This is a genomic window from Mycobacterium sp. pV006 (genome assembly GCF_041287115.1).
In the GTDB taxonomy this organism is placed as follows: domain Bacteria; phylum Actinomycetota; class Actinomycetes; order Mycobacteriales; family Mycobacteriaceae; genus Mycobacterium.
In genome coordinates this window covers 1-20,075 of record NZ_JBGGKT010000028.1, presented here as the reverse complement: position 1 = coordinate 20,075, position 20,075 = coordinate 1, and the positions used below count along the sequence as shown (strand labels likewise).

Here is a 20,075-nt window from a genome sequence, read left to right as displayed (position 1 = left end):
TTCAGATCATCCTCGGGAAGGTGCGCCCACTTTCACGCCCCCTCACCGAGGCTCATCCACAGGTTCTGATCATTGCTCCGCAGCGAGCAGAGACAATTGAGGATTTGCGAGTGTCGCTTGGCGTGCGACTTTCTGACGCACTTGCGTCCACGGAGGTCATAGTCATTGCTGAGGGTTGGCTTGATGAGAAGATTCTGCCGCCTCTTCTGGCTCAACGGGACCCTTCGGTTGACGAATGGGTGGTGGACGGCCGGGTCACTTTCGAGTCTGCGGGGTCAGGAAGCAAGATCTATGCGCGCGCACTCGCAGCACGCAGCATTCTTACGCAACCCGTGGTGGTGTTCGATGGGGATGAGGCGGGCATTCAGGATGTTGACCGCCTACAGGTAGACGGGATTGTTGACCCGACCTGCGTTGTACAGATCAAACGAAACGGACTGAAGTACGCCGAAATGGAAGACATGTTCTTGCTTCCGGCATACATCGACGGAGTTGAAAAGGCGATTGGTTTCACTTTGTCGACGCGACAGCGTCGAACGCTGGACCAGAATCGAAGCGGCGCCTGGAGTGAACGGTTGACGTCGATTCTCGACGCTGCTGGTGTTGCCAGTCCAAAACCGATCGTTAAGCGCGCAAAGCACGCCGTCTTTGAATCTATCTTGTCAGCAGTAGCCCGTGGAGATGTGGTTGTGCGAGAGGAATCTGAACCGATACTCGACCGACTCATTGATGTGATTCGACGCCAATTGCACGAGCACTAAGGTGGGCAAGCGCTAATCGAGGGAGTCTCGGGCTAAATCCTTCTGGCGCTGGGACTTCGGGGCCGCACCGCGTGACATGTCAGAATGGCATTGGACTCGCGGCGTTAAGCAGCTCCGCTGTTGCGGCAATCGCCGCCTCCGACTGAACTCCCGTTAGAGCCGCTCCCCGATGTGCGGCGTGGTTTCTCGGTGTCACGACTATTCTGTCGAAGTCCTGCGGAAGAGTCCCGCCAAGTCGGGTATACAAACGATGGAGCCGACCTAGTGTCAATGGGGTTCCGAGAAGCGCTGCCTTTATTTCGGGTTCAATGTTGGCTAGCCGGGTGTCCAGCCACGAAGTGATTGCAACTTCAGCTGCGGTTGCCGCGTCGATGACTGCTCGGCGCCACTGCTCGTCATTGTGAAGCGAGCGAGCGTCACTCAGATGGAGGTGCTCGGGAGGCGGAGTCTGTCCGCGCGCGACTGCATCCAAACAAGCGGCTAAGCCACTAGGCGTAAGGATGCTGATTCCGGTCGGAAAGAACTTTCCGTAGAACATCATTGAAAGTGGCTTCATGGTGCCGTCAGGGGCTCCGGTCCACAGATGGAAGTGCTGGGGCACTTTCGGTTGTCGCTCACCGTGAGTGGCCAGATCTTGTCCAGTCACGATCTCAATCCACGAGCTGAGCGCCTCCCACCACGAGGAGAGCAACTCATCGAGTTTGGGTCCAACACTATCGTCAAACTCGTCACGGTTGATCCCAACGACAATTCGAGCCCGCTTTACGCACACCGTGGCTGGGATCGTTGTGCCATCGGCAGAGTCGTTCCACGCTCTTAGTTCGCCCCACGGGCTAGGCGGGTCGACGTTCACCCAACGGTCGGGGCGTTTGAAAAGCAGTGGAGGCTCGACCACGGACGTTCCGTCAAACGTCGGCATCGTGATCTGGAGCGGCCGAGCGCCGAGGGTGGTCAGAAAAGACCTGCCTAGGCAATCGGCAGTCACAACCACTCCCGGGCCCCAGTCATAGAATCCTTCGATTGGCACGGTGTCGTTCTCATCATTCGCCATAGTTGTCCTGTTCGTAAGCAGCGAGTTTTCTGCGAAGAGCCAGATTCTCACCGTGTGCAGCCGCAAGCGCGGCTTGGAGTGATGCTATTTCCTGGCGGTAGTTGCGCCGTAGCGTCTTCAACTGCGCAGACAATGCGCGGACCGGTGCGGAGCTGCCAGCCTGATCTGCAGCCTGCTCGGAATCACGACAAGTACCGGAAGCGCTTCGAAGCTGTTGAATTTGCTGGCGCAGTTGCGGTTGCCGATAGAGGAAATCTGTCGACACACGGGCCTCCCGAGCTACGCTGGAAAAAGTGATGGCTGCCCCGGCTGCGGAGAGCTTGCCGAGCGCAACGGTCGCACGATGCACCGCCTCTTTGTGACGGCGCTCGGCGGCATCGCGAAGATGCTGGGTCACTGCTCCTCCTAAGCGGAATCGTCGGAGACCCCGGCGCCGCGGACGGCGCGGTCGGTGACATCGGTGAGGGACAGCAGGATGCGATTGAGCGAATCAATCTCGGTGCGGCGCCCCTGCAGCCACACGTTGTCTTCGCCCATCGGCGCCCCGTACTTGGCCGTGAAGGCAACTTGTCTGGATTCGACCAGCTGCGCCGTGGCCTGGAGCTGACGTTGCAGTTCTGGGGTGTGGGTGGCGTCCGTGACGAACTTCGGGCACGTGAGGCAGGCATTTCCTTTGTCGCAGAGCTGCTTCGGAGGAAGAGTGCACCAGCCGTTCGGAAGTACGCGGTCTGCGCGCCGATCGAGCTGGATGAGCTCGTAGAGGTCTGATCCGTCGATCTCGGCGGTGCGGCCATCACGGGAGACCTTCTTGTACTTGAGGAACTCTTCCTCCATGACCTGCGAACGCGTCACGGCGTAGTGGAGTGTCATCTCCGGGCTCATGTGCCCGAAGTACCGCATGACGACGTGGAGTGGCACCCCGGCGTTGATCAGGTTGGTCGCGGCAGTATGCCGGAATCGATGGGTCTTGCTGATCTCGACGGGGCGGCCCGCGGCGTCCGTGAGCGCGAGCCTATCCGCGAGCTGTCGCAGGCGAAGATGCAGTGTCGCCCGCGAGTAGGGTGCGGTGCCGCGTCGGTTCACTCGGCTGCGCATGAACAGGTAACGCGGTGTGACGTCGGGTGATCCCATGTCGATCAGGAAGTCGCGAGCCACTTGCTGTTGTGCCTTGATGATGGCGACGACCTCGGCGTCGACCGGGATCGAATTCGGCAATGCCGACTCGATTTTGGTTTGTTGATAGCGCATGCGAGCCACGAAGTCGCTGGCTCCATCCCCGTCTTCATTGGAGTCGCCGGGAAGTCGCTGCAGCGCGATGAGCGGGTCGAAATCCATCATCAGGATCTCGTTCACGCGCCGGCCGGTGCGGATCAACAGCATCAGGGCGTGAAAGGCTTGGATGTCGCCCAGTCCGCCCTCGCTGCGAGGCCTCGCAAGTAGCTCAGAGCCCTCCGCGATGCGCTGAACGACTTCATCGTCGAGGACCATGTCCTCGGACTTCTTGTTGGTGAATCGCGGCTTGTCCTCGGGGCGGAAGAGCACGCAGTGTTCGGCGCGGAGGTCTTTCCAGCCGCGATGCTTTGCCTCGGCTTCGTCGCGGTGGTCGTACATCCATCGGTAGAACTGTTCGATGCCGACCATGATCTGCCGGCGCGGATTCTTGGCCAGTGGCTGGCCGGCGTTGTTCTTGCCGTCGGGCGTGCGGTGGGCGAGCAGCATCTCGCAGAATCCGCGGATAAAGGGACGTAATGCGTGGGGGTCGGTGGTGAGGCATGGCCCTTCATCGCCCCACTGATCAATATGGTGTTGCAACCACTTCAAATTGTTCAAGCGTGTCTTGAGAGTGCTCCATGTCATCGTCCCGGCGCACAGATTGGCAGACAACCACAGCTTGGCGCCCTCTCGTAGCCAGTCGCTGGTCAGATGGCTGAAGTTGACGACGTTGCGGCCGAGGGGTTCATGCTTACGCTGAGGAATGCGGCGATCGAGCTGCGGATTCCAGACGTTCAGTTCCCACCATTGCCCACGGTGATAGGGGTAGACGAGCACATCCTGCAGTTGGCGTAGACGACCCAGTGCATAGGAGTCGACGCTGGCCCCGACCTTGGTTCCACGCATTCGTGCCGCCTGAACTTCTCGCACCCACTCGTCAGGGGTCAGTTGTAGTAGCGACACGGCCTGGCGTCCTCGTGAGGTGCCGTGATTCGTTGCCATCCGCAGCACGCGGGTTGCGGCATTGAACATGTTTGGATTGATCGGCCGCCCCAGCTCGATTTCGCGGTGCAGTAGCCAGGCGAGTTCGTGGGTCATCGGCTCGGGCAATTCCCGCATGTTGATGTAGCAGGTTGTCCAGGGACCGCCGGCGCTGGTCAGTTTGATAGCACCGCGATACCGTTCCGGAATGTTCTTCTTGTCAATGTGATCGACCTGGCACTCTGGCGGCAGAGAGTCCCAAAGGCTCTGTGCTACAGCGGGATCAAACATCTCTGCTAGGGGCAGCCTCGGATCTCGCCGGTCTGTGCGCCGCGGCGCGCTCGTGTTCGCGGTGTTCGACGCTTCAGTTTCCATCGCGGTTGGCCTCCCAGCCGGCTACGACCTCGCGCCAGTTCGCGAGCGCTTCCAACTCGGCGTCCTCGGTGACGTGTCCATAGGTGTTGATCGTGGTCTGCACGCTCTGATGTCCGAGCCTGCGGCTCACCACATGCAGCGGGGTATTGGCCAGCAGTAACGCCGTCGCGTGGGTGTGGCGAAACCAGTGCGGAGTCATGGCAGCCGGCAGCTGGGGGAGCCTGCGTTTCACGGCTCGTAAATGTGCGTAGACCGATTCTGGCCTAAGGGGCCCGAACAGTGGCTCGCGCTGCGTATTGCAGAAGATGTAGGCGTTGTCCCAGTCGTCGACGAGGGCGTCCGCGCCCTGATCGCACAGCCACCACACGTAATCGGCGTACAGCCTGTCGAGCCTGCTCCCGATGTGAACTCGACGGGCTCCTGACTTTGTTGCCAAGCCGTAGGGGTGCGGCCGCTCAACAATCGACACAGTCGCGGTGGACGATCTGCCGGTGTTCCAGTCGCGGTGCTGCAGCGCCAACGCTTCGCCAAGGCGCATGCCCGTTTCGGCAAGTACGGCCCACAGCAGCCGGTAGCGAAGGTCGCCGGTCCATTCTGCCGTCTCGGAGGAGTAGACGGCTTCCTTATCGAGAAGGTCGGCGACGACCTCGGGGCTGAGAATGGGGATATCTCTGCGCGGTAAGCGAACTCGTACTGCGGGGCGGCGCTGAGCCTTCCTGCCAGCGGTGTGGTGCAGGAACGCTAGATAGGAAGTGGATCGTCCACGGACCTGGTCGTAGAGAAATGGAGCGACGTCGTTGCCGCACCCCGCCTGGTATCGGTAGAAGGCCAGCACGGCGTGGAGTCGCAGACGAACGGTGTTTTCGGCAACCGCAGGCTGGGGCCGCAGCAAGCGAACGTTCGGCTCGAGGTCGTTGTGGCGGACCGCCGCCAAGAAGCTACCGAAGTCGCGGATCTGAACGGCATCCCAGGACTTGGACGTCTTCTCCAGGAACGACCACCACTGAGCAAGGCCCCGGGCGTAAGCCTTGATGGTGTTCGGCGCGAACCCGTTCTGCCGGCCGAACTCAAGATACTGCTCGACCGGTTCGACCACCGACAGTGACTCCGACACGACTGTCCAGGTCGTGACGCCATCCAGCAGTACTCGCTGAGTTGTCGCCATCGCCCACCCCCTATTGAGGTCAAGCTACGCCGGGCCTCCGACAAGAACCGCCGCCGCGTGAACGCTGTTATCGGCACGTTGAAGGACTACAGATATGCCGTCATCGACGGTCGGAATTTGGCTTCGTGAGGCCTACCGGCTACGTCAACGTGACGGATACGAGATTACGTATAACACCTGGTCCCACTGGCCTACGCGTGGGACATGGGTGCGCGCGCCTGGTCCGACGAGACACGGACCCGCTTCGCCAACGATCCGGCCAACCTGCTGGCCGTCGACGGCTCGGCCAATCAGGACAAGGGGGACAAGGAACCGGCGCTGTGGATGCCGCCCAACGAGGCGTTCCACTGCCAGTACGCGATGCAGTACATCGCGGTCCTGCGCGGCTACGGCCTACCGGTCGACGCGCCGTCGGTGCCGGTGCTCACCGACGCGGCGGCGACCTGTCCGGCCCCGTGATCGCCTGTCCCACGATGACGTCGGCCGCGTCCTCCATCGGTTTGACCACCGACGTGAAATCGGAGTCCGCACCGTGGAGGCGTTGGGTCGTCTCCCAGATCCGTGCGATCGACTCGGCGACCTCGACCGGTGTCCCGAGTTCCCGCGCTTCGGCCAGGTACAGCGCGACGTCCTTGGTCATCAGCCCCGTCGCGAAGCCGTAATCGAAGGTGCGCGGCAACACCGCGCGGGGGAACTTGTCGCGGCTGGCGTGCGTGCCGCCGGACCCGGCGTTGAGCACGTCGATCATCACGTGAGCATCCAACCCGGCCTTGACGCCCATCACCATCACCTCGGCGGTCGCGGCCAGCGCGGTGGCCGCCATCAGGTTGTTCACCAGCTTCATGGTCTGCGCCGCACCGGGCTGCTCGGAGACGAAGATCGCCCGGCCCAACGTCGAGTAGACGTCGGCGAGGATGTCGAATCGGTCGCGTGGGCCGGAGACCATGATCGCCAACGTGCCCGCCTCGGCGCCGTGGACGCCGCCACTGACCGGGCTGTCCAGCGCCGCCACGTCATGCGCGCCCAACATGTCGTGATTACGTTGCGCCGCAGAGCGACCCACCGTCGACAGATCGATGAAACACCGGATCCGTTGCGCCGCTGCGACTTCGGTGACCACGTCCATCGAGACCTGCGGGGTGGGCAGACTCGCCAGCACCGTCTCGGCGTTGTCGCCCACCGCGCGCACCGACGTGGCGGCGGTGGCGCCCACACCGACGGCGCGCTCCAGCGCGCCGGCGTCGGTGTCGAACACCGTCACGCGGTGACCGGCCGACACCAGGCGCCGCATCAACGGGAACCCCATGTTGCCCAGGCCGATGAAGCCGAGGTCGCGGATCGTCACTGCGCGTCCAGTTCGGCGAAGACCTCGCGGGCCACCCGGAAGCTGTCCACCGCGGCCGGGATCCCGGCGTACACACCGACCTGCAGGAAGACCTCGCGGATTTCCTCGCGGGTGACCCCGTTGGTGAGCGCGCCCCGGATGTGGGTGCGCAACTCGTGCGGGCGGTTGAGCACCGCGAGCATCGCCAGGTTGAGCATGCTGCGGGTCGGACGGGTCAGGCCGTCGCGGCCCCACACCGCGCCCCAGCAGTATTCGGTGACCAGGTCCTGCAGCGGTGCCGAGAAGTCATCGGCCTGGGCGGCCGCCTTCTCGACGTATGCGTCGCCGAGCACTTCGCGGCGGATGGTGCGACCGGTCTCGTAGGTACGTTCGTCCACCCGGCATCTCCGTTCGATCGGCAGCGGTGCTGGCAGGGCACCGAAACTACCCCGCCGGACGCGGCGATCAGTCGCCGGTGTAGGTGTCCGGGTCGGGCCGGAACCGGGTGCCCTCGTCGAGGCCGTCGAGGGCAGCCATCTGCTCGTCGGTCAGTTCGAAGTCGAAGACCCCGAGGTTGGACTTGATGCGTTCCGGCGAGGTGGAACGGGTGACGACCGAGTTGCCCAGTTGCAGGTTCCAGCGCAGCAACACCTGCGCCGCGGTCTTGCCGTGTGCCTCGGCGATCCCGGTGACCGCCGAATGGTCCAGCAGCCGTCCGACACCGAGCGGGCCGTAGGCCTGGGTGGCGATGCCGTGCTCGGCGTTGACCGCCCGCAACTCCGCCTGGTTGAGCAGCGGATGCAACTCGATCTGGTTCACTGCCGGGGTGAAGAACGAGAGGCTGATGATGTCGTCGAGGTGGTGGGCGTGGAAGTTCGACACCCCGATCGACCGGGTGTCGCCGTCCTCCTTGGCCCTCATCAGGCCGCCCCAGCTGTCGACGTACTTGCCCTGCTCGCCTGCGGGCCAATGGATCAGGTAGAGGTCGACGTAGTCCAGCCCCAGCCGCTCCAGCGACGCGGTCAGCGCATCACGCGACGACTTGAAGCCGAGGTCGCCGGCGGCCAACTTGGTCGTGACGAAGATTTCCTCGCGCGGGACGGCGGAGGCCTTGATCGCGCGCCCGACCGCTGCTTCGTTCCCGTAGGCCGCCGCGGTGTCGATGAGCCGGTAACCGGCCTCGATCCCGGCCGCGACCGCGTCTTCGGCCTCGCCCTCGGACAGCTCGCCGACCCCCAGGCCGAGGACCGGCATCGTATGGTCGTCGTTGAGGGTCACCGTGGGAATCGCGGCCGCCGAGGTCATGTCACCTTCTTCTCTGAAGTGGAATGCTCGCGATGACTATATGACCGCCGCGGATCGCCACCTAATCAACGTGCGGTGACACTCCGCGCCGTAGGCTGACCCGAAATTCGCGTGTGCCCGGCGGGGACCGGGAACAGATGTCGGAGGGAGCTGCCATGACCACCGTCGACGGGACGACCCGCAGCGTGTCGGCGGCGAAGCTGTCGGTCAAGGACATCGCGACCAACAAGGTGGCCGGCTTGACACTGCGCGCCATGCCCCGGATCCCGCGCGGCCTGAAACGCCTGGCGCTGGGTGGACGTGCCGTCGTGATCGACGGCAATACCCTGGACACGACCATGCAGCTGATGCTGGCCGGGCAGCAGATGATGGGCATCGACGGGCTGGTGGCCGACGACGACCCGGGGGTCGCACGTGCGCAGTTGGAGCAGCTCTCGGCGGGGTTCCGGCAGCGGATCCCGGTCGCGAAGGTGCGCGATCTCACCGTCGACGGTGCCGAGGGACCGCGGCCGGCGCGCCATTACGTCGCCGCCTCCGCCGATGCGCCCCTGCTGGTGTTCTTCCACGGAGGCGGGCACGTCATCGGGAGTCTGGACTCGCACGACGATCTGTGCCGCGAAATCTGTCGGGCCGGTGACATCCACGTGCTGTCGGTCGACTACCGGATGGCGCCGGAGCACAAGGCGCCGGCCGGTGCCGAGGATGCCTATGCCGCCTACCTCTGGGCGCGCGCACATGCCGCCGAGCTGGGCGCCGACCCGCGCCGCATCGCCGTCGGCGGTGACAGCGCCGGCGCCAATCTGGCCGCGTTGCTGACGTTGCGGGCCCGGGCGGAGGGGACGCCCCAGCCGGCGCTGCAACTGCTGCTCTACCCGGTGACCGACTACCAGGGCCAGACCCGCTCCCGCACGTTGTTCGCGCACGGGTTCTTCCTGACCCAGGACGACCTGGACTGGTTCACCCACCACTTCCTCGACGGGGCGGACGTGGCCGCCGAGGATCCGCGGGTCTCCCCGCTGCTGGCCGACGACCTCTCCGGGCTGGCGCCGGCACTGTTGGTCACCGCCGGCTTCGACCCGTTGCGTGACGAGGGCCGCAGTTACGCCGACGCGCTACGCCGGGCAGGTACCCCCGTCGACTTCCGCGAGTACGGCTCGCTGGTACACGGGTTCGCCAACTTCTTCCCGCTGGGTGGGGACAGCGCCACCGCGATCGCCGAGATCATCTCCGCGACGCGGGCGCATCTGAGCCACACCGGATAACCACCTCTGAACACGCCGGTACGCTGTCTGGCGTGGCGACCAAACCCAAGAAGAACGCGCGGTACGACCTCAAGGCTGCCGACCGTAAGCGCAATCTGTTGATCCAGATCGGTCTGACGTCCGTGGTGGTCCTGTTCGCCGTCGCGCTGGTCCTCTGGATCGTGATGTCCGCCGACGAGAAGCCCGCCGCCGGTGAGACCAAGTCGGTGCGGGTGGCCTCCAACAGCGTCATCACCAAGGACGGCACCGACGAGCCCAAGGCCGTGGTGTCGGTCTACGAAGACTTCCTGTGCCCGCACTGCGGCGCGTTCGAGGCCCAGTTCGGTCCCACGATCAACAAGCTGATCGACAACGGCGTGATCGCGGCCGACTACTACATGGTCGGGATCCTCGACCGGCCGCAGAACAAGAACTACCCGTCGCGGGCCGGTGGCGCCGCGTACTGCGTCGCCGACGAATCGGTCGAGGCGTTCCGCCGCTTCCACGCGGCGCTGTTCGCGCAGCAGCCCGGCGAGATGGGTGGCGCCTACCCGGACAACAAGCGGCTCATCGAGGTCGCGCGGCAGGCCGGGGCCGGCGGCACGGTGCCCGACTGCATCAACAAGGGCACCTACGAGGAGATGGTCCGCGGCCTGGCGTCGGCCACCGACATCAAGTCCACGCCGTCGGTGCGCATCAACGGTGAGGACTACCAATACAGCACCCCGGATGCCTTCGTCGCGAAGATCAAGGAGATCGTCGGCGACGTGCCGGGTCTGGAGACCGCACCGCCGGCCACGGCGCCGGTCCCCGCGTCATGACCGCCGCCGCGACCGACACCGTCGCCTCCGACGGCCCGGCGGCCGAGGACTCGACACCGGTCGCGGTGCCCCGCAGCAGCGCGGTGTGGGTGCTGCTCGCCGGGATCGCCGGTCTGGCGGCCGCACTGGCGCTGACCGTCGAGAAGATCGAACTGCTCATCGATCCCAACTACATCCCGACGTGCAGCATCAACCCGGTGCTGTCGTGCGGTTCGGTGATGATCACGCCGCAGGCGTCGGTGTTCGGCTTCCCCAACTCGTTGATCGGGATCATCTCGTTCACCATCGTGGTGGTCAGCGGGGTGCTGGCCCTGGCCAACGTCTCGTTGCCGCGGTGGTACTGGGGCGGCTTGGCGGTGGGAACGCTGCTCGGCACGGTGTTCGTGCACTGGCTGATCTTCCAGAGCCTGTACCGCATCGGTGCGCTGTGCCCGTACTGCATGGTGGTGTGGGCGGTGGTGGTGCCGCTGCTGGTGGTCACGACGGTGCTCGCACTGCGTCCGCAGGACTCCGGAAACGCGGTGGTCCGGACCCTGTACACGTGGCGGTGGTCGCTGGTGGTGCTGTGGTTCACCGCGGTGTTGCTGTTGATCCTGGAACGGTTCTGGAGTTACTGGTCGACGCTGATCTGACGTGCCGGGTGGCGGCGTTGGTGCTCTGCAGCGTTTCTCACCGTGGCACGCTGGGTTTCTGTGAGGTTGACCTGCGAGGTTAAGGTGAACCGTGCCCGGTCGGATTTCGAAAGTCCTCGTCGCCAATCGCGGTGAGATCGCCATCCGCGCGTTCCGCGCGGCCTACGAGATGGGCATCGCGACCGTCGCGGTATACCCCTACGAGGACCGCAACTCGCTGCACCGGCTCAAGGCCGACGAGTCCTACCAGATCGGCGAAACCGGGCATCCGGTCCGCGCGTACCTGTCGGTCGACGAGATCATGCGGGTGGCCGTCGCCGCGGGGGCCGACGCGGTGTATCCCGGCTACGGCTTCATGTCGGAGAATCCCGAACTGGCGGCCGCGTGCGCAGCCGCGGGCATCACGTTCGTGGGACCCGGCGCCGACGTCCTGGAGTTGACGGGCAACAAGTCCCGAGCCATCGCCGCGGCTCGTGCGGCCGGATTGCCGGTGCTCGAGTCCTCGGAGCCGTCGTCGTCGGTCGAGGAGTTGGTCGCGGCCGCCGAATCCATGGAGTTCCCGATCTTCGTCAAGGCGGTCTCCGGCGGGGGCGGGCGCGGCATGCGCCGCGTCACCGAGCGGGACGCACTGGCCGAGGCGATCGAGGCCGCCAGCCGGGAGGCCGAGTCGGCGTTCGGCGATCCGACGGTCTACCTCGAGCAGGCTGTCGTGCGGCCCCGCCACATCGAGGTCCAGATCCTCGCCGACACGGCCGGCAACGTCATGCATCTGTTCGAGCGGGACTGCAGCGTGCAACGCCGGCACCAGAAGGTCGTCGAGCTGGCGCCGGCCCCGAACCTGCCCGCGGAGCTGCGGGCCCGGATCTGCGCCGACGCGGTGGCGTTCGCCCGCCAGATCGGCTACACCTGCGCCGGCACGGTCGAGTTCCTGCTCGACGAACGCGGCCACCACGTCTTCATCGAGTGCAACCCCCGCATCCAGGTCGAACACACCGTCACCGAGGAAATCACCGACGTCGACCTGGTCGCCAGCCAGTTGCGAATCGCGGCGGGGCAGACACTGGCCGATCTCGGGCTCAGCCAGGACACGCTGGCCATCCGCGGGGCAGCCCTGCAGTGCCGGATCACCACCGAGGACCCGGCCAACGGGTTCCGCCCCGACACCGGCCGCATCACCGCCTACCGCTCACCCGGCGGCGCGGGGATCCGGCTCGACGGCGGCACCCACCTGGGTGCCGAGATCGGCGCCCACTTCGATTCGATGCTGGTCAAGTTGACCTGCCGCGGAAGGGATTTCGAGACCGCGGTGGCCCGAGCCCATCGTGCGCTGGCCGAGTTCCGGGTGCGCGGTGTGTCGACCAACATCCCGTTCCTGCAGGCCGTCATCGACGACCCCGACTTCCGGGCCGGGCGCGTCGACACGTCGTTCATCGACGATCGCCCCTACCTGCTCACCGCGCGCACCACCGCCGACCGCGGCACCAAGATCCTGAACTACCTGGCCGATGTGACCGTCAATCAGCCGCACGGCCCCCGGCAGTCGGCGGTCTACGCCCAGGACAAGCTGCCGCAGATCGATCTCGACAGCATGCCGCCCCGGGGCAGCAAGCATCTGCTCACCGAGGTCGGCCCGGAGGCGTTCGCCCGCTGGATGCGGGAGTCCCGCTCCGTCGGGGTCACCGACACCACCTTCCGCGACGCCCATCAGTCGCTGCTGGCCACGCGCATCCGGACTTCCGGTCTGCTGATGGTCGCCCCGTACATCGCGCGGATGACACCGCAGCTGCTGTCCATCGAATGCTGGGGCGGCGCAACATACGATGTGGCGCTGCGCTTCCTGAAGGAAGACCCGTGGGAACGGTTGGCAGCCCTGCGTGAGGCGATACCCAACATCTGCCTGCAGATGCTGCTGCGGGGACGCAACACCGTCGGCTACACGCCCTACCCGGAGTCGGTCACCCGGGCCTTCGTCGCCGAAGCCACGGCCACCGGGATCGACATCTACCGGATCTTCGATGCGCTCAACAACGTCGACTCCATGCGGCCGGCCATCGACGCGGTGCGCGAAACCGGCACGGCGGTCGCCGAAGTCGCGATGAGTTACACCGGTGATCTGTCCGACCCGGCCGAGACGCTCTACACGCTGGACTACTACCTGCGGTTGGCCGAGGAGATCGTCGAGGCCGGCGCGCATGTGTTGGCGATCAAGGACATGGCCGGTCTGCTGCGCCCGCCGGCGGCGGCCACGCTGGTCGCTGCGCTGCGCAGCCGCTTCGACCTGCCGGTGCACGTCCACACCCACGACACCCCCGGCGGTCAGCTGGCCACCTACCTGGCGGCCTGGCAGGCCGGGGCCAGTGCCGTCGACGGGGCGTCGGCGCCGCTGGCGGGCACCACCAGCCAGCCGGCGCTGTCCTCGATCGTCGCAGCCGCCGCGCACACCGAGTACGACACCGGCTTGTCGCTGGACGCCGTGTGCGACCTGGAACCGTACTGGGAGGCGTTGCGAAAGGTCTACGCGCCCTTCGACGTTGCCACCGCCGGCCCCCCAGCGCCCACGGGCCGCGTCTACCGGCACGAGATCCCGGGCGGACAGCTGTCGAACCTGCGGCAGCAGGCCACAGCGCTGGGACTCGGAGACCGGTTCGAGGAGATCGAGGCGGCCTACGCCGCATCGGACCGTATCCTCGGGCGACTGGTGAAGGTCACCCCGTCGTCGAAGGTCGTCGGCGACCTGGCGCTGGCGTTGGTGGGCGCCGGGATCACCGCCGACGATTTCGCCGCCGAGCCCGACAAATTCGACATCCCCGACTCCGTGATCGGCTTCCTGCGCGGCGAACTCGGCGACCCGCCCGGCGGCTGGCCCGAACCGCTGCGCAGCAAGGCGCTGGCCGGTCGCGCGCAGGCCAAGCCGCAGGCCGACCTGAGCGCCGAGGACGAGAACCTGTTGTCGCAGCCCGGCGCGAAACGTCAGGCGACACTGAACCGTCTGCTGTTCCCCGGGCCCACGAAGGAATTCGAAGCCCACCGGGAGCTCTACGGCGACACGTCGAGTCTGTCGGCCAACCAGTTCTTCTACGGTCTGCGCCACGGCGAGGAGCACCGCGTCACCCTCGAGCGCGGCGTCGAGTTGCTCATCGGCCTGGAGGCGGTGTCCGACGCCGACGAGCGCGGCATGCGCACGGTGATGTGCATCATCAACGGTCAGCTGCGTCCCGTGGTGGTCCGGGACCGCAACGTCGCCAGCGAGGTGCCTGCCGCTGAGAAGGCTGACCGGAAGAACCCTGACCACGTCGCCGCACCGTTCGCCGGCGTGGTGAGCGTGACTGTCGCAGAGGGGGATTCGGTGAGCGCGGGTCAGACCATCGCGACCATCGAGGCGATGAAGATGGAAGCGGCCATCACCGCCCCCAAGGCCGGCACCGTCGAACGCATCGCGGTCAGCGCCACCGCGCAGGTCGAAGGCGGGGATCTGCTGGTGGTGGTGACCTGAGCCGCATCGTCGCCGGCGAGTTCGGGGGACGGCGGATCTCCGTGCCGCAGCACAAGTCCGGGCGGGGAACGCGGCCCACCACCGACCGGGTGCGTGAAGCGCTGTTCAATCTGCTGGCGGCGCGGACGGACTTCGACGGCATGCGCGTGGTCGACCTGTACGCCGGCAGCGGTGCATTGGGGCTCGAGGCCCTGTCGCGGGGAGCGGCGTCGGCACTGTTCGTCGAGGCCGACGCCAAGGCTGCGGCAGTGATCGAACGCAACATCGCCGCCCTGGGTGCGCTGGGCGCGGTCGTGCGGCGTGCGACGGTGGCCACCGTGCTCGCCGCGGCGCCGGCACGTCCGGCGGATCTGGTTCTCGCCGACCCGCCCTACGAAGTGCCCAACGACGAGGTTGAGGCGGCGCTGACCGCCCTGACCGATCACGGGTGGACCGCCCCGGGGACCGTGGTGGTCGTCGAGCGGCCGGTCGGGGCCGCGGAACTGGCCTGGCCACCACAGTGGTCGGTGGGAAAACCCCGCCGCTACGGCGACACCCGCATCGAACTCGCAGAGCGGGTGTGACCTCGGCGCGCCGCCGCAACGTCCTGCTAGCGTCGGGGCCCATGAGTGGAGCGGTGTGCCCGGGATCCTTCGACCCCGTGACCCTCGGTCACGTCGACGTTTTCGAGCGCGCCGCTGCACAGTTCGACCAGGTGGTCGTCGCGGTGCTGGTCAACCCGAACAAGAAGGGGATGTTCACCCTCGAGGAGCGGCTCGCCCTGATCGAGGAGTCCACTGCGCATCTGCCCAATGTGCGGGCCGAATCCGGTCGCGGCCTGGTCGTCGACTTCGCCCGTGAACGGGGGATGACCGCGATCGTCAAAGGTCTGCGCAGCGGCACCGACTTCGAATACGAGTGGCAGATGGCGCAGATGAACAAGCACGTGGCCGGGGTGGACACCTTCTTCATCACCGCGACGCCGCGCTACTCGTTCGTGTCCTCGTCGCTGGCCAAGGAGGTCGCCTCGCTCGGCGGGGACGTCTCCGACCTGCTGCCCGAGCCGGTCAACGTCCGGTTGCGGGAGAAATTGCGCGGTTGAGTCCGTCACCTGCGGGTACGTCCACCGGTGACGGCGCACAGCCCATTCGCGCCGCCATCTTCGACTCACCCGAAAGGTGCCGACCGTGGCGCAAACATTCGTCCAATCCACCGATGACGTCGTCGCATTCCTGCGAGATCAACACAACCTGATCAAGGACATGTTCGACGACGTGCTGCACGCCTCGGGCTCCGACGCCCGCAAGAAGGCCTTCACCGATCTGCGGCAACTGCTCGCCGTGCACGAAACCGCGGAGGAGATGGTGGTCCATCCCCGGGCCCGCCGCGAGATCGACAACGGAGACGCGGTGGTCGACGCGCGCCTGCAGGAGGAGCATGTGGCCAAACAGAAGCTGGCGGCGCTCGAGGACATGGACATCGCGTCGGACGAGTTCATCGCCGCGCTGACCAAGTTCAGGGACCTGGTGCTCGAGCACGCCTTCAACGAGGAGGCCGAGGAGTTCCCGAAACTCAAGCGCGAACTCGACGCCGACGAGCTCGAGAGCATGGCCGCTGCCGTCCGCGCCGCCGAGGCCATCGCGCCCACCCGGCCGCACCCGGGGGTGGAGTCGGCGAAGCTGAACTTCGCGTTGGGGCCGTTCGCGTCGATACTCGACCGGGCGCGCGACGCCATCGGCGCGGCGCTGCGGTGAGGACGGGGCGACACACCGGGACCAGAAAAACCGAGTCACAGGCGTAACACCAGGCACACTGGTCACTAACAACTACGCCTGGAGGGTGTCACCGTGTACCGAGTTTTCGAAGCGCTCGACGAATTGGGTGCCATCGTCGAAGAAGCCCGCGGCGTGCCGATGACGGCCGGCTGCGTGGTGCCCCGAGGTGATGTCCTCGAGCTCATCGACGACATCAAGGACGCGATCCCCGGCGAACTCGACGATGCCCAGGACGTGCTCGACGCCCGCGACACCATGCTGACCGAGGCCAAGGAGCACGCCGAGTCCACGGTCGCGACCGCCAACGCCGAGGCCGACTCGATGGTCAACCATGCGCGCGCCGAGGCCGACCGGCTGCTGGCCGACGCGAAGGCCCAAGCCGACCGCATGGTGGCCGAGGCGCGTCAGCACAGCGAGCGCATGGTCGTCGAGGCCCGTGAGGAAGCCGCACGGATCGCCGCGACCGCCAAGCGTGAGTACGAAGCCGCCACCGGGCGGGCGAAGTCGGAGGCCGACCGGCTGATCGAGAGCGGCAATCTGGCCTACGAGAAGGCCGTTCAGGAAGGCATCAAGGAGCAACAGCGCCTGGTGTCGCAGACCGAGGTGGTGGCCACCGCCACCGCGGAGGCGACCCGGATGATCGACGCCGCGCACTCCGAAGCCGACCGGTTGCGCGGTGAGTGCGACATCTACGTCGACAGCAAGCTGGCCGAGTTCGAGGAGTTCCTCAACGGGACGCTGCGGTCGGTGGGGCGTGGTCGTCACCAATTGCGCACCGCGGCAGGCACGCACGACTACGTGTCCCGCTGACCGTCGCGACGGCGGCGGCTGAACCTGTTCCCACCTCGCCGTACGATGGCGGACATGGCGACGCACGCTAGCGCGGCGCACCGGGGGTCACGGTCGCCGCTGGTGATCGACGTATCCCGGCTGGGTCGGCGTCCTGGTTCGATGGTGACGATGCAGACCACGGTGCCGAGTCCGTCCCGGATCGGACTCGAGCTCATCGCGGTCGAGGAGGGATCGCCGCTGCAGCTCGACCTCCGGCTGGAATCGGTGTCGGAGGGCGTGCTGGTGTCGGGCACGGTGTCGGCGGTGACCGCCGGCGAGTGTGCACGCTGTCTGGCGCCGCTGCAGGGCGAGATCGAGATCGAGCTCACCGAACTGTTCGCGTACCCGGAGAGCACCACCGACGCGACCACCGAGGAAGACGAGCTGCCGCGGGTGACCCGCAGCGGCGGTGCGGACGCGGTCGAGCTGGAACAACCGATCATCGACGCGATCGGGCTGGTGCTGCCGTTCTCCCCGGTCTGCGGACCCGACTGCCAGGGCCTGTGCCCGCAGTGCGGGGTGCCGCTGGCCACCGCCGAACCCGGACATCACCACGAGCAGATCGACCCGCGTTGGGCGAAGTTGGCCGAGCTCCGCGAGCAGACCAGCACCGAGCTCCGCGAGCAGACCGGCACCGAGCTCCGCGAGCAGAGCTCTGGAGAGGAGTCGTGACGGTCGACCGCGCGCCGCTCCTCGAGGCGCTCGGCGTCGAGCTACCCGACGAGCTGCTCACCATCGCGCTGACCCACCGCAGCTACTCCTACGAGAACGGCGGTCTGCCCACCAACGAGCGGCTGGAGTTCCTGGGCGACTCCGTGCTGGGGTTGACCATCACCGAGGAGCTCTACCACCGCCATCCCGACCGCTCGGAAGGCGATCTGGCCAAACTGCGCGCGAGCATCGTCAACACCCAGGCGCTGGCCGAGGTGGGCCGGGGCCTGTCCGACAAGGGGCTGGGCGCCTATCTGCTGCTGGGCAAGGGCGAGGAGAACTCCGGGGGAGCCGACAAGTCGAGCATCCTGGCCGACGGCGTCGAGTCTCTGCTCGGCGCGGTCTACCTGGAGCACGGCGGGGCGGTGGCCAAAGATGTGATCCTGCGGTTGTTCGGCACGTTGCTCGACACCGCGCCGACACTGGGCGCCGGCCTGGACTGGAAGTCCAGCCTGCAGGAGCTCACCGCCTCACGCGGGCTCGGGGCGCCCACCTACGTCGTCACCTCCACCGGCCCCGACCACGACAAGGAGTTCAGTGCCACCGTCGTGGTCGCCGACATCGAGCGCGGCGCGGGGGTGGGCCGGACGAAGAAGGAAGCCGAGCTCAAAGCAGCCGCAGCGGCGTGGAAGGCGCTGAACGAGTCGTGACGGGTGGGGCGCTGCGTCATGCCTGAACTGCCTGAGGTCGAGGTCGTCCGCCGTGGGCTGCACGAGCACGTCACCGGTCGCACCATCACCGCGGTGCGCGTCCACCATCCGCGGGCGGTGCGGCGGCACGAGGCGGGACCGGCGGACCTGACGGCTCGGCTGCTCGAGCAGCAGATCACCGGAACCGGGCGGCGCGGCAAGTACCTGTGGCTGACGCTGGGGGCAGAAGTCGCGTTGGTCGTCCATCTCGGCATGAGCGGGCAGATGCTGCTGGGGACGCGCACGCAAGGAGCAGAAGCCGGCCCGGTGCCCAACGAGAATCACCTGCGCATCGCGACCCTGCTCGACGACGGGACGACGATGAGCTTCGTCGACCAGCGGACGTTCGGCGGCTGGATGGTCGCCGACATGGTGACCGTCGACGGCACGGCCGTGCCGGAGCCGGTGGCCCACATCGCGCGCGACCCGCTCGATCCGCGGTTCGACCGCGACGCGGTGGTGAAGGTGTTGCGCGGCAAGCACTCCGAGATCAAGCGGCAACTGCTGGATCAGACGGTCGTGTCCGGTATCGGCAACATCTACGCCGACGAGGCGCTGTGGCGCGCCAAGGTCAACGGCGCGCGTCTGGCCTCGGCGTTGTCGCGACCGAAGTTGCGTGAACTGCTCGACGCGGCCGCCGACGTGATGCGCGACGCGCTGGGCCAGGGCGGCACGTCGTTCGACTCGTTGTATGTCAACGTCAACGGCGAGTCCGGTTACTTCGACCGGTCGTTGGACGCCTACGGCCGCGAAGGCGAGCCCTGCCGGCGCTGCGGCGCGGTGATGCGCCGCGACAAGTTCATGAACCGCTCGTCGTTCTACTGCCCGCGCTGCCAGCCTCGCCCGCGCACCTAGCTCCACCCGTACCTGGCTCCACCCGAAACTGGCGCCGAACTTGCATTCCACGCGCGTCAAGTCGCCACTTGACGCGCGTGGAATGCAAGTTCGGCGGGGTTGTAGAAATGAGCCATGACCGATCTGTGGGTGGAACGCACCGGGGTACGCCGATATACGGGCCGCAGTTCACGCGGCGCGGAGGTGCTGGTGGGCTCCGAGGACGTCGAGGGCGTGTTCACCCCCGGTGAGTTGCTCAAGATCGCGCTGGCGGCGTGCAGCGGCATGGCCAGTGACCAGCCGCTGCGGCGTCGGCTCGGTGACGACTACCCGGCCACGGTGCGGGTCTCCGGTCCGGCCGACCGCGACCAGGAGCGCTACCCGCTGCTGGAGGAGACCCTCGAGCTCGATCTGTCGGGGCTCGACCCGAACGAGGTCGACCGGCTGCTGACGGTCGTGCAGCGCGCGATCGACCAGGTGTGCACCGTGGGGCGCACGTTGAAGTCTGGGACGCAAGTGACATTTGAGGTCAAAGATGTTGGCCGACAGTGACGTCCGGCTCGACGCCTGGGTGCACGGCCGGGTGCAGGGCGTCGGTTTCCGCTGGTGGACGCGTTCGCGGGCGCTGGAACTGGGCCTGACCGGCTACGCGGCCAACAAACCCGACGGGCGCGTCCACGTCGTCGCCCAGGGGGCGCGCAGCAGGTGCGAACAACTGCTCGACCAGCTCACCTCGGGAAACACACCGGGTCAGGTGGACAAGGTGATTTCCGACTGGACCGACCCGGTCGACGCGATCGCGGGCTTCACCGAGCGCTAGCTGTTCTTCACGGGTAGGTTGTGAACGCGTAGGCGCTCGATTGGTGTCATTCCGCCGATGCCGGTGTGGGGTCGG

Annotated in this window: 20 protein-coding genes and 1 pseudogene; 15 read left to right on the top strand and 6 right to left on the bottom strand. The window is 66.5% G+C overall.

The window, feature by feature from the left end; all coding sequences use genetic code 11:
• Positions 1–761: hypothetical protein (locus tag ACAG25_RS24110; protein ID WP_370490989.1), on the top strand; the 761-nt coding region annotated here is incomplete at its 5' end.
• A 1,040-nt stretch (positions 762–1,801) separates the two neighbouring features.
• On the opposite strand, the gene ACAG25_RS24105 is transcribed toward ACAG25_RS24110, so the two are convergent.
• Genes ACAG25_RS24105 through ACAG25_RS24095 form a run of 3 tightly spaced genes read right to left on the bottom strand, consistent with a single transcriptional unit; the run spans position 1,802 to position 5,545 of the window.
• Positions 1,802–2,209: a DUF6262 family protein gene (locus ACAG25_RS24105; protein WP_370490988.1), complete on the bottom strand. Its 408-nt coding sequence runs from the start codon at positions 2,207–2,209 to the stop codon at positions 1,802–1,804.
• A gap of 8 nt (positions 2,210–2,217) precedes the next feature.
• Positions 2,218–4,380 (bottom strand): tyrosine-type recombinase/integrase, encoded by a 2,163-nt coding sequence (locus ACAG25_RS24100; RefSeq protein ID WP_370490987.1) that lies wholly within the window; start codon positions 4,378–4,380, stop codon positions 2,218–2,220.
• Positions 4,370–5,545, bottom strand: coding sequence for a tyrosine-type recombinase/integrase (locus ACAG25_RS24095; RefSeq protein WP_370490986.1), 1,176 nt, complete (start codon positions 5,543–5,545; stop codon positions 4,370–4,372). The genes ACAG25_RS24100 and ACAG25_RS24095 overlap by 11 nt, the downstream gene beginning before the upstream one ends.
• Before the next feature lie 174 nt (positions 5,546–5,719).
• On the opposite strand from ACAG25_RS24095, the pseudogene ACAG25_RS24090 reads away from it, so the two are divergent.
• A pseudogene (locus ACAG25_RS24090) lies at positions 5,720–6,004 on the top strand (HNH endonuclease family protein); the annotation flags it as partial.
• On the opposite strand, the gene ACAG25_RS24085 reads toward ACAG25_RS24090, so the two are convergent.
• The 3 genes from ACAG25_RS24085 to ACAG25_RS24075 form a co-directional block, all read right to left on the bottom strand.
• Complete coding sequence (locus tag ACAG25_RS24085) at positions 5,970–6,890, bottom strand: NAD(P)-dependent oxidoreductase (protein WP_370490985.1); 921 nt, start codon at positions 6,888–6,890, stop codon at positions 5,970–5,972. The pseudogene ACAG25_RS24090 and the gene ACAG25_RS24085 sit on opposite strands and share 35 nt — an antisense overlap.
• Positions 6,887–7,267: a carboxymuconolactone decarboxylase family protein gene (locus tag ACAG25_RS24080; RefSeq protein ID WP_370490984.1), complete on the bottom strand. Its 381-nt coding sequence runs from the start codon at positions 7,265–7,267 to the stop codon at positions 6,887–6,889. The genes ACAG25_RS24085 and ACAG25_RS24080 overlap by 4 nt, the downstream gene beginning before the upstream one ends.
• Positions 7,268–7,334: 67 nt before the next feature.
• Positions 7,335–8,174, bottom strand: coding sequence for an aldo/keto reductase (locus ACAG25_RS24075; RefSeq protein ID WP_370490983.1), 840 nt, complete (start codon positions 8,172–8,174; stop codon positions 7,335–7,337).
• Between the two features lie 254 nt (positions 8,175–8,428).
• Between ACAG25_RS24075 and ACAG25_RS24070 the strand changes: the two genes are divergently transcribed.
• The 13 genes from ACAG25_RS24070 (at position 8,429) to ACAG25_RS24010 (ending at position 20,000) form a co-directional block, all read left to right on the top strand.
• The gene (locus tag ACAG25_RS24070; RefSeq protein WP_370490992.1) at positions 8,429–9,436 is read left to right on the top strand and encodes an alpha/beta hydrolase; all 1,008 of its coding nucleotides are present in this window, start codon (positions 8,429–8,431) and stop codon (positions 9,434–9,436) included.
• A 32-nt stretch (positions 9,437–9,468) separates the two neighbouring features.
• Complete coding sequence (locus ACAG25_RS24065; protein WP_370490982.1) at positions 9,469–10,236, top strand: DsbA family protein; 768 nt, start codon at positions 9,469–9,471, stop codon at positions 10,234–10,236.
• Complete coding sequence (locus tag ACAG25_RS24060; RefSeq protein WP_370490981.1) at positions 10,233–10,868, top strand: vitamin K epoxide reductase family protein; 636 nt, start codon at positions 10,233–10,235, stop codon at positions 10,866–10,868. Before ACAG25_RS24065 ends, ACAG25_RS24060 begins: the two co-directional genes overlap by 4 nt.
• A gap of 103 nt (positions 10,869–10,971) precedes the next feature.
• The gene (locus ACAG25_RS24055; RefSeq protein ID WP_370490991.1) at positions 10,972–14,361 is read left to right on the top strand and encodes a pyruvate carboxylase; all 3,390 of its coding nucleotides are present in this window, start codon (positions 10,972–10,974) and stop codon (positions 14,359–14,361) included.
• Entirely contained in the window at positions 14,358–14,924 is a 567-nt protein-coding gene (rsmD, locus tag ACAG25_RS24050) for a 16S rRNA (guanine(966)-N(2))-methyltransferase RsmD (protein ID WP_370490990.1), read from the top strand. The genes ACAG25_RS24055 and rsmD overlap by 4 nt, the downstream gene beginning before the upstream one ends.
• Positions 14,925–14,965: 41 nt before the next feature.
• The gene (coaD, locus tag ACAG25_RS24045; protein WP_370490980.1) at positions 14,966–15,442 is read left to right on the top strand and encodes a pantetheine-phosphate adenylyltransferase; all 477 of its coding nucleotides are present in this window, start codon (positions 14,966–14,968) and stop codon (positions 15,440–15,442) included.
• An 85-nt stretch (positions 15,443–15,527) separates the two neighbouring features.
• Positions 15,528–16,094, top strand: coding sequence for a hemerythrin domain-containing protein (locus ACAG25_RS24040; RefSeq protein ID WP_370490979.1), 567 nt, complete (start codon positions 15,528–15,530; stop codon positions 16,092–16,094).
• A 93-nt stretch (positions 16,095–16,187) separates the two neighbouring features.
• A complete protein-coding gene (gene sepIVA / locus ACAG25_RS24035; RefSeq protein ID WP_370490978.1) occupies positions 16,188–16,925 on the top strand; it encodes a cell division protein SepIVA in 738 nt (245 codons plus the stop codon).
• 54 nt (positions 16,926–16,979) lie between these two features.
• Complete coding sequence (locus ACAG25_RS24030) at positions 16,980–17,618, top strand: DUF177 domain-containing protein (protein WP_370490977.1); 639 nt, start codon at positions 16,980–16,982, stop codon at positions 17,616–17,618.
• Positions 17,615–18,307, top strand: a complete 693-nt coding sequence (gene rnc, locus ACAG25_RS24025; protein ID WP_370490976.1) for a ribonuclease III — start codon at positions 17,615–17,617, stop codon at positions 18,305–18,307. Before ACAG25_RS24030 ends, rnc begins: the two co-directional genes overlap by 4 nt.
• Before the next feature lie 18 nt (positions 18,308–18,325).
• Positions 18,326–19,201: a bifunctional DNA-formamidopyrimidine glycosylase/DNA-(apurinic or apyrimidinic site) lyase gene (gene mutM / locus ACAG25_RS24020; protein WP_370490975.1), complete on the top strand. Its 876-nt coding sequence runs from the start codon at positions 18,326–18,328 to the stop codon at positions 19,199–19,201.
• 114 nt (positions 19,202–19,315) lie between these two features.
• Positions 19,316–19,732 (top strand): OsmC family protein, encoded by a 417-nt coding sequence (locus tag ACAG25_RS24015; protein WP_370490974.1) that lies wholly within the window; start codon positions 19,316–19,318, stop codon positions 19,730–19,732.
• Positions 19,716–20,000, top strand: coding sequence for an acylphosphatase (locus tag ACAG25_RS24010; protein ID WP_370490973.1), 285 nt, complete (start codon positions 19,716–19,718; stop codon positions 19,998–20,000). Before ACAG25_RS24015 ends, ACAG25_RS24010 begins: the two co-directional genes overlap by 17 nt.
• Positions 20,001–20,075 lie beyond the last annotated feature (75 nt).

Coding starts and splice junctions, on each gene's coding strand:
- ACAG25_RS24100 (WP_370490987.1), bottom strand. CDS start 4,380: ATGGAAACTGAAGCGTCGAACACCGCGAACACGAGCGCGCCGCGGCGC.
- ACAG25_RS24095 (WP_370490986.1), bottom strand. CDS start 5,545: ATGGCGACAACTCAGCGAGTACTGCTGGATGGCGTCACGACCTGGACA.
- ACAG25_RS24075 (WP_370490983.1), bottom strand. CDS start 8,174: ATGACCTCGGCGGCCGCGATTCCCACGGTGACCCTCAACGACGACCAT.
- ACAG25_RS24070 (WP_370490992.1), top strand. CDS start 8,429: ATGCCCCGGATCCCGCGCGGCCTGAAACGCCTGGCGCTGGGTGGACGT.
- ACAG25_RS24060 (WP_370490981.1), top strand. CDS start 10,233: ATGACCGCCGCCGCGACCGACACCGTCGCCTCCGACGGCCCGGCGGCC.
- coaD (WP_370490980.1), top strand. CDS start 14,966: ATGAGTGGAGCGGTGTGCCCGGGATCCTTCGACCCCGTGACCCTCGGT.
- ACAG25_RS24030 (WP_370490977.1), top strand. CDS start 16,980: ATGGCGACGCACGCTAGCGCGGCGCACCGGGGGTCACGGTCGCCGCTG.
- mutM (WP_370490975.1), top strand. CDS start 18,326: ATGCCTGAACTGCCTGAGGTCGAGGTCGTCCGCCGTGGGCTGCACGAG.
- ACAG25_RS24015 (WP_370490974.1), top strand. CDS start 19,316: ATGACCGATCTGTGGGTGGAACGCACCGGGGTACGCCGATATACGGGC.
- ACAG25_RS24010 (WP_370490973.1), top strand. CDS start 19,716: ATGTTGGCCGACAGTGACGTCCGGCTCGACGCCTGGGTGCACGGCCGG.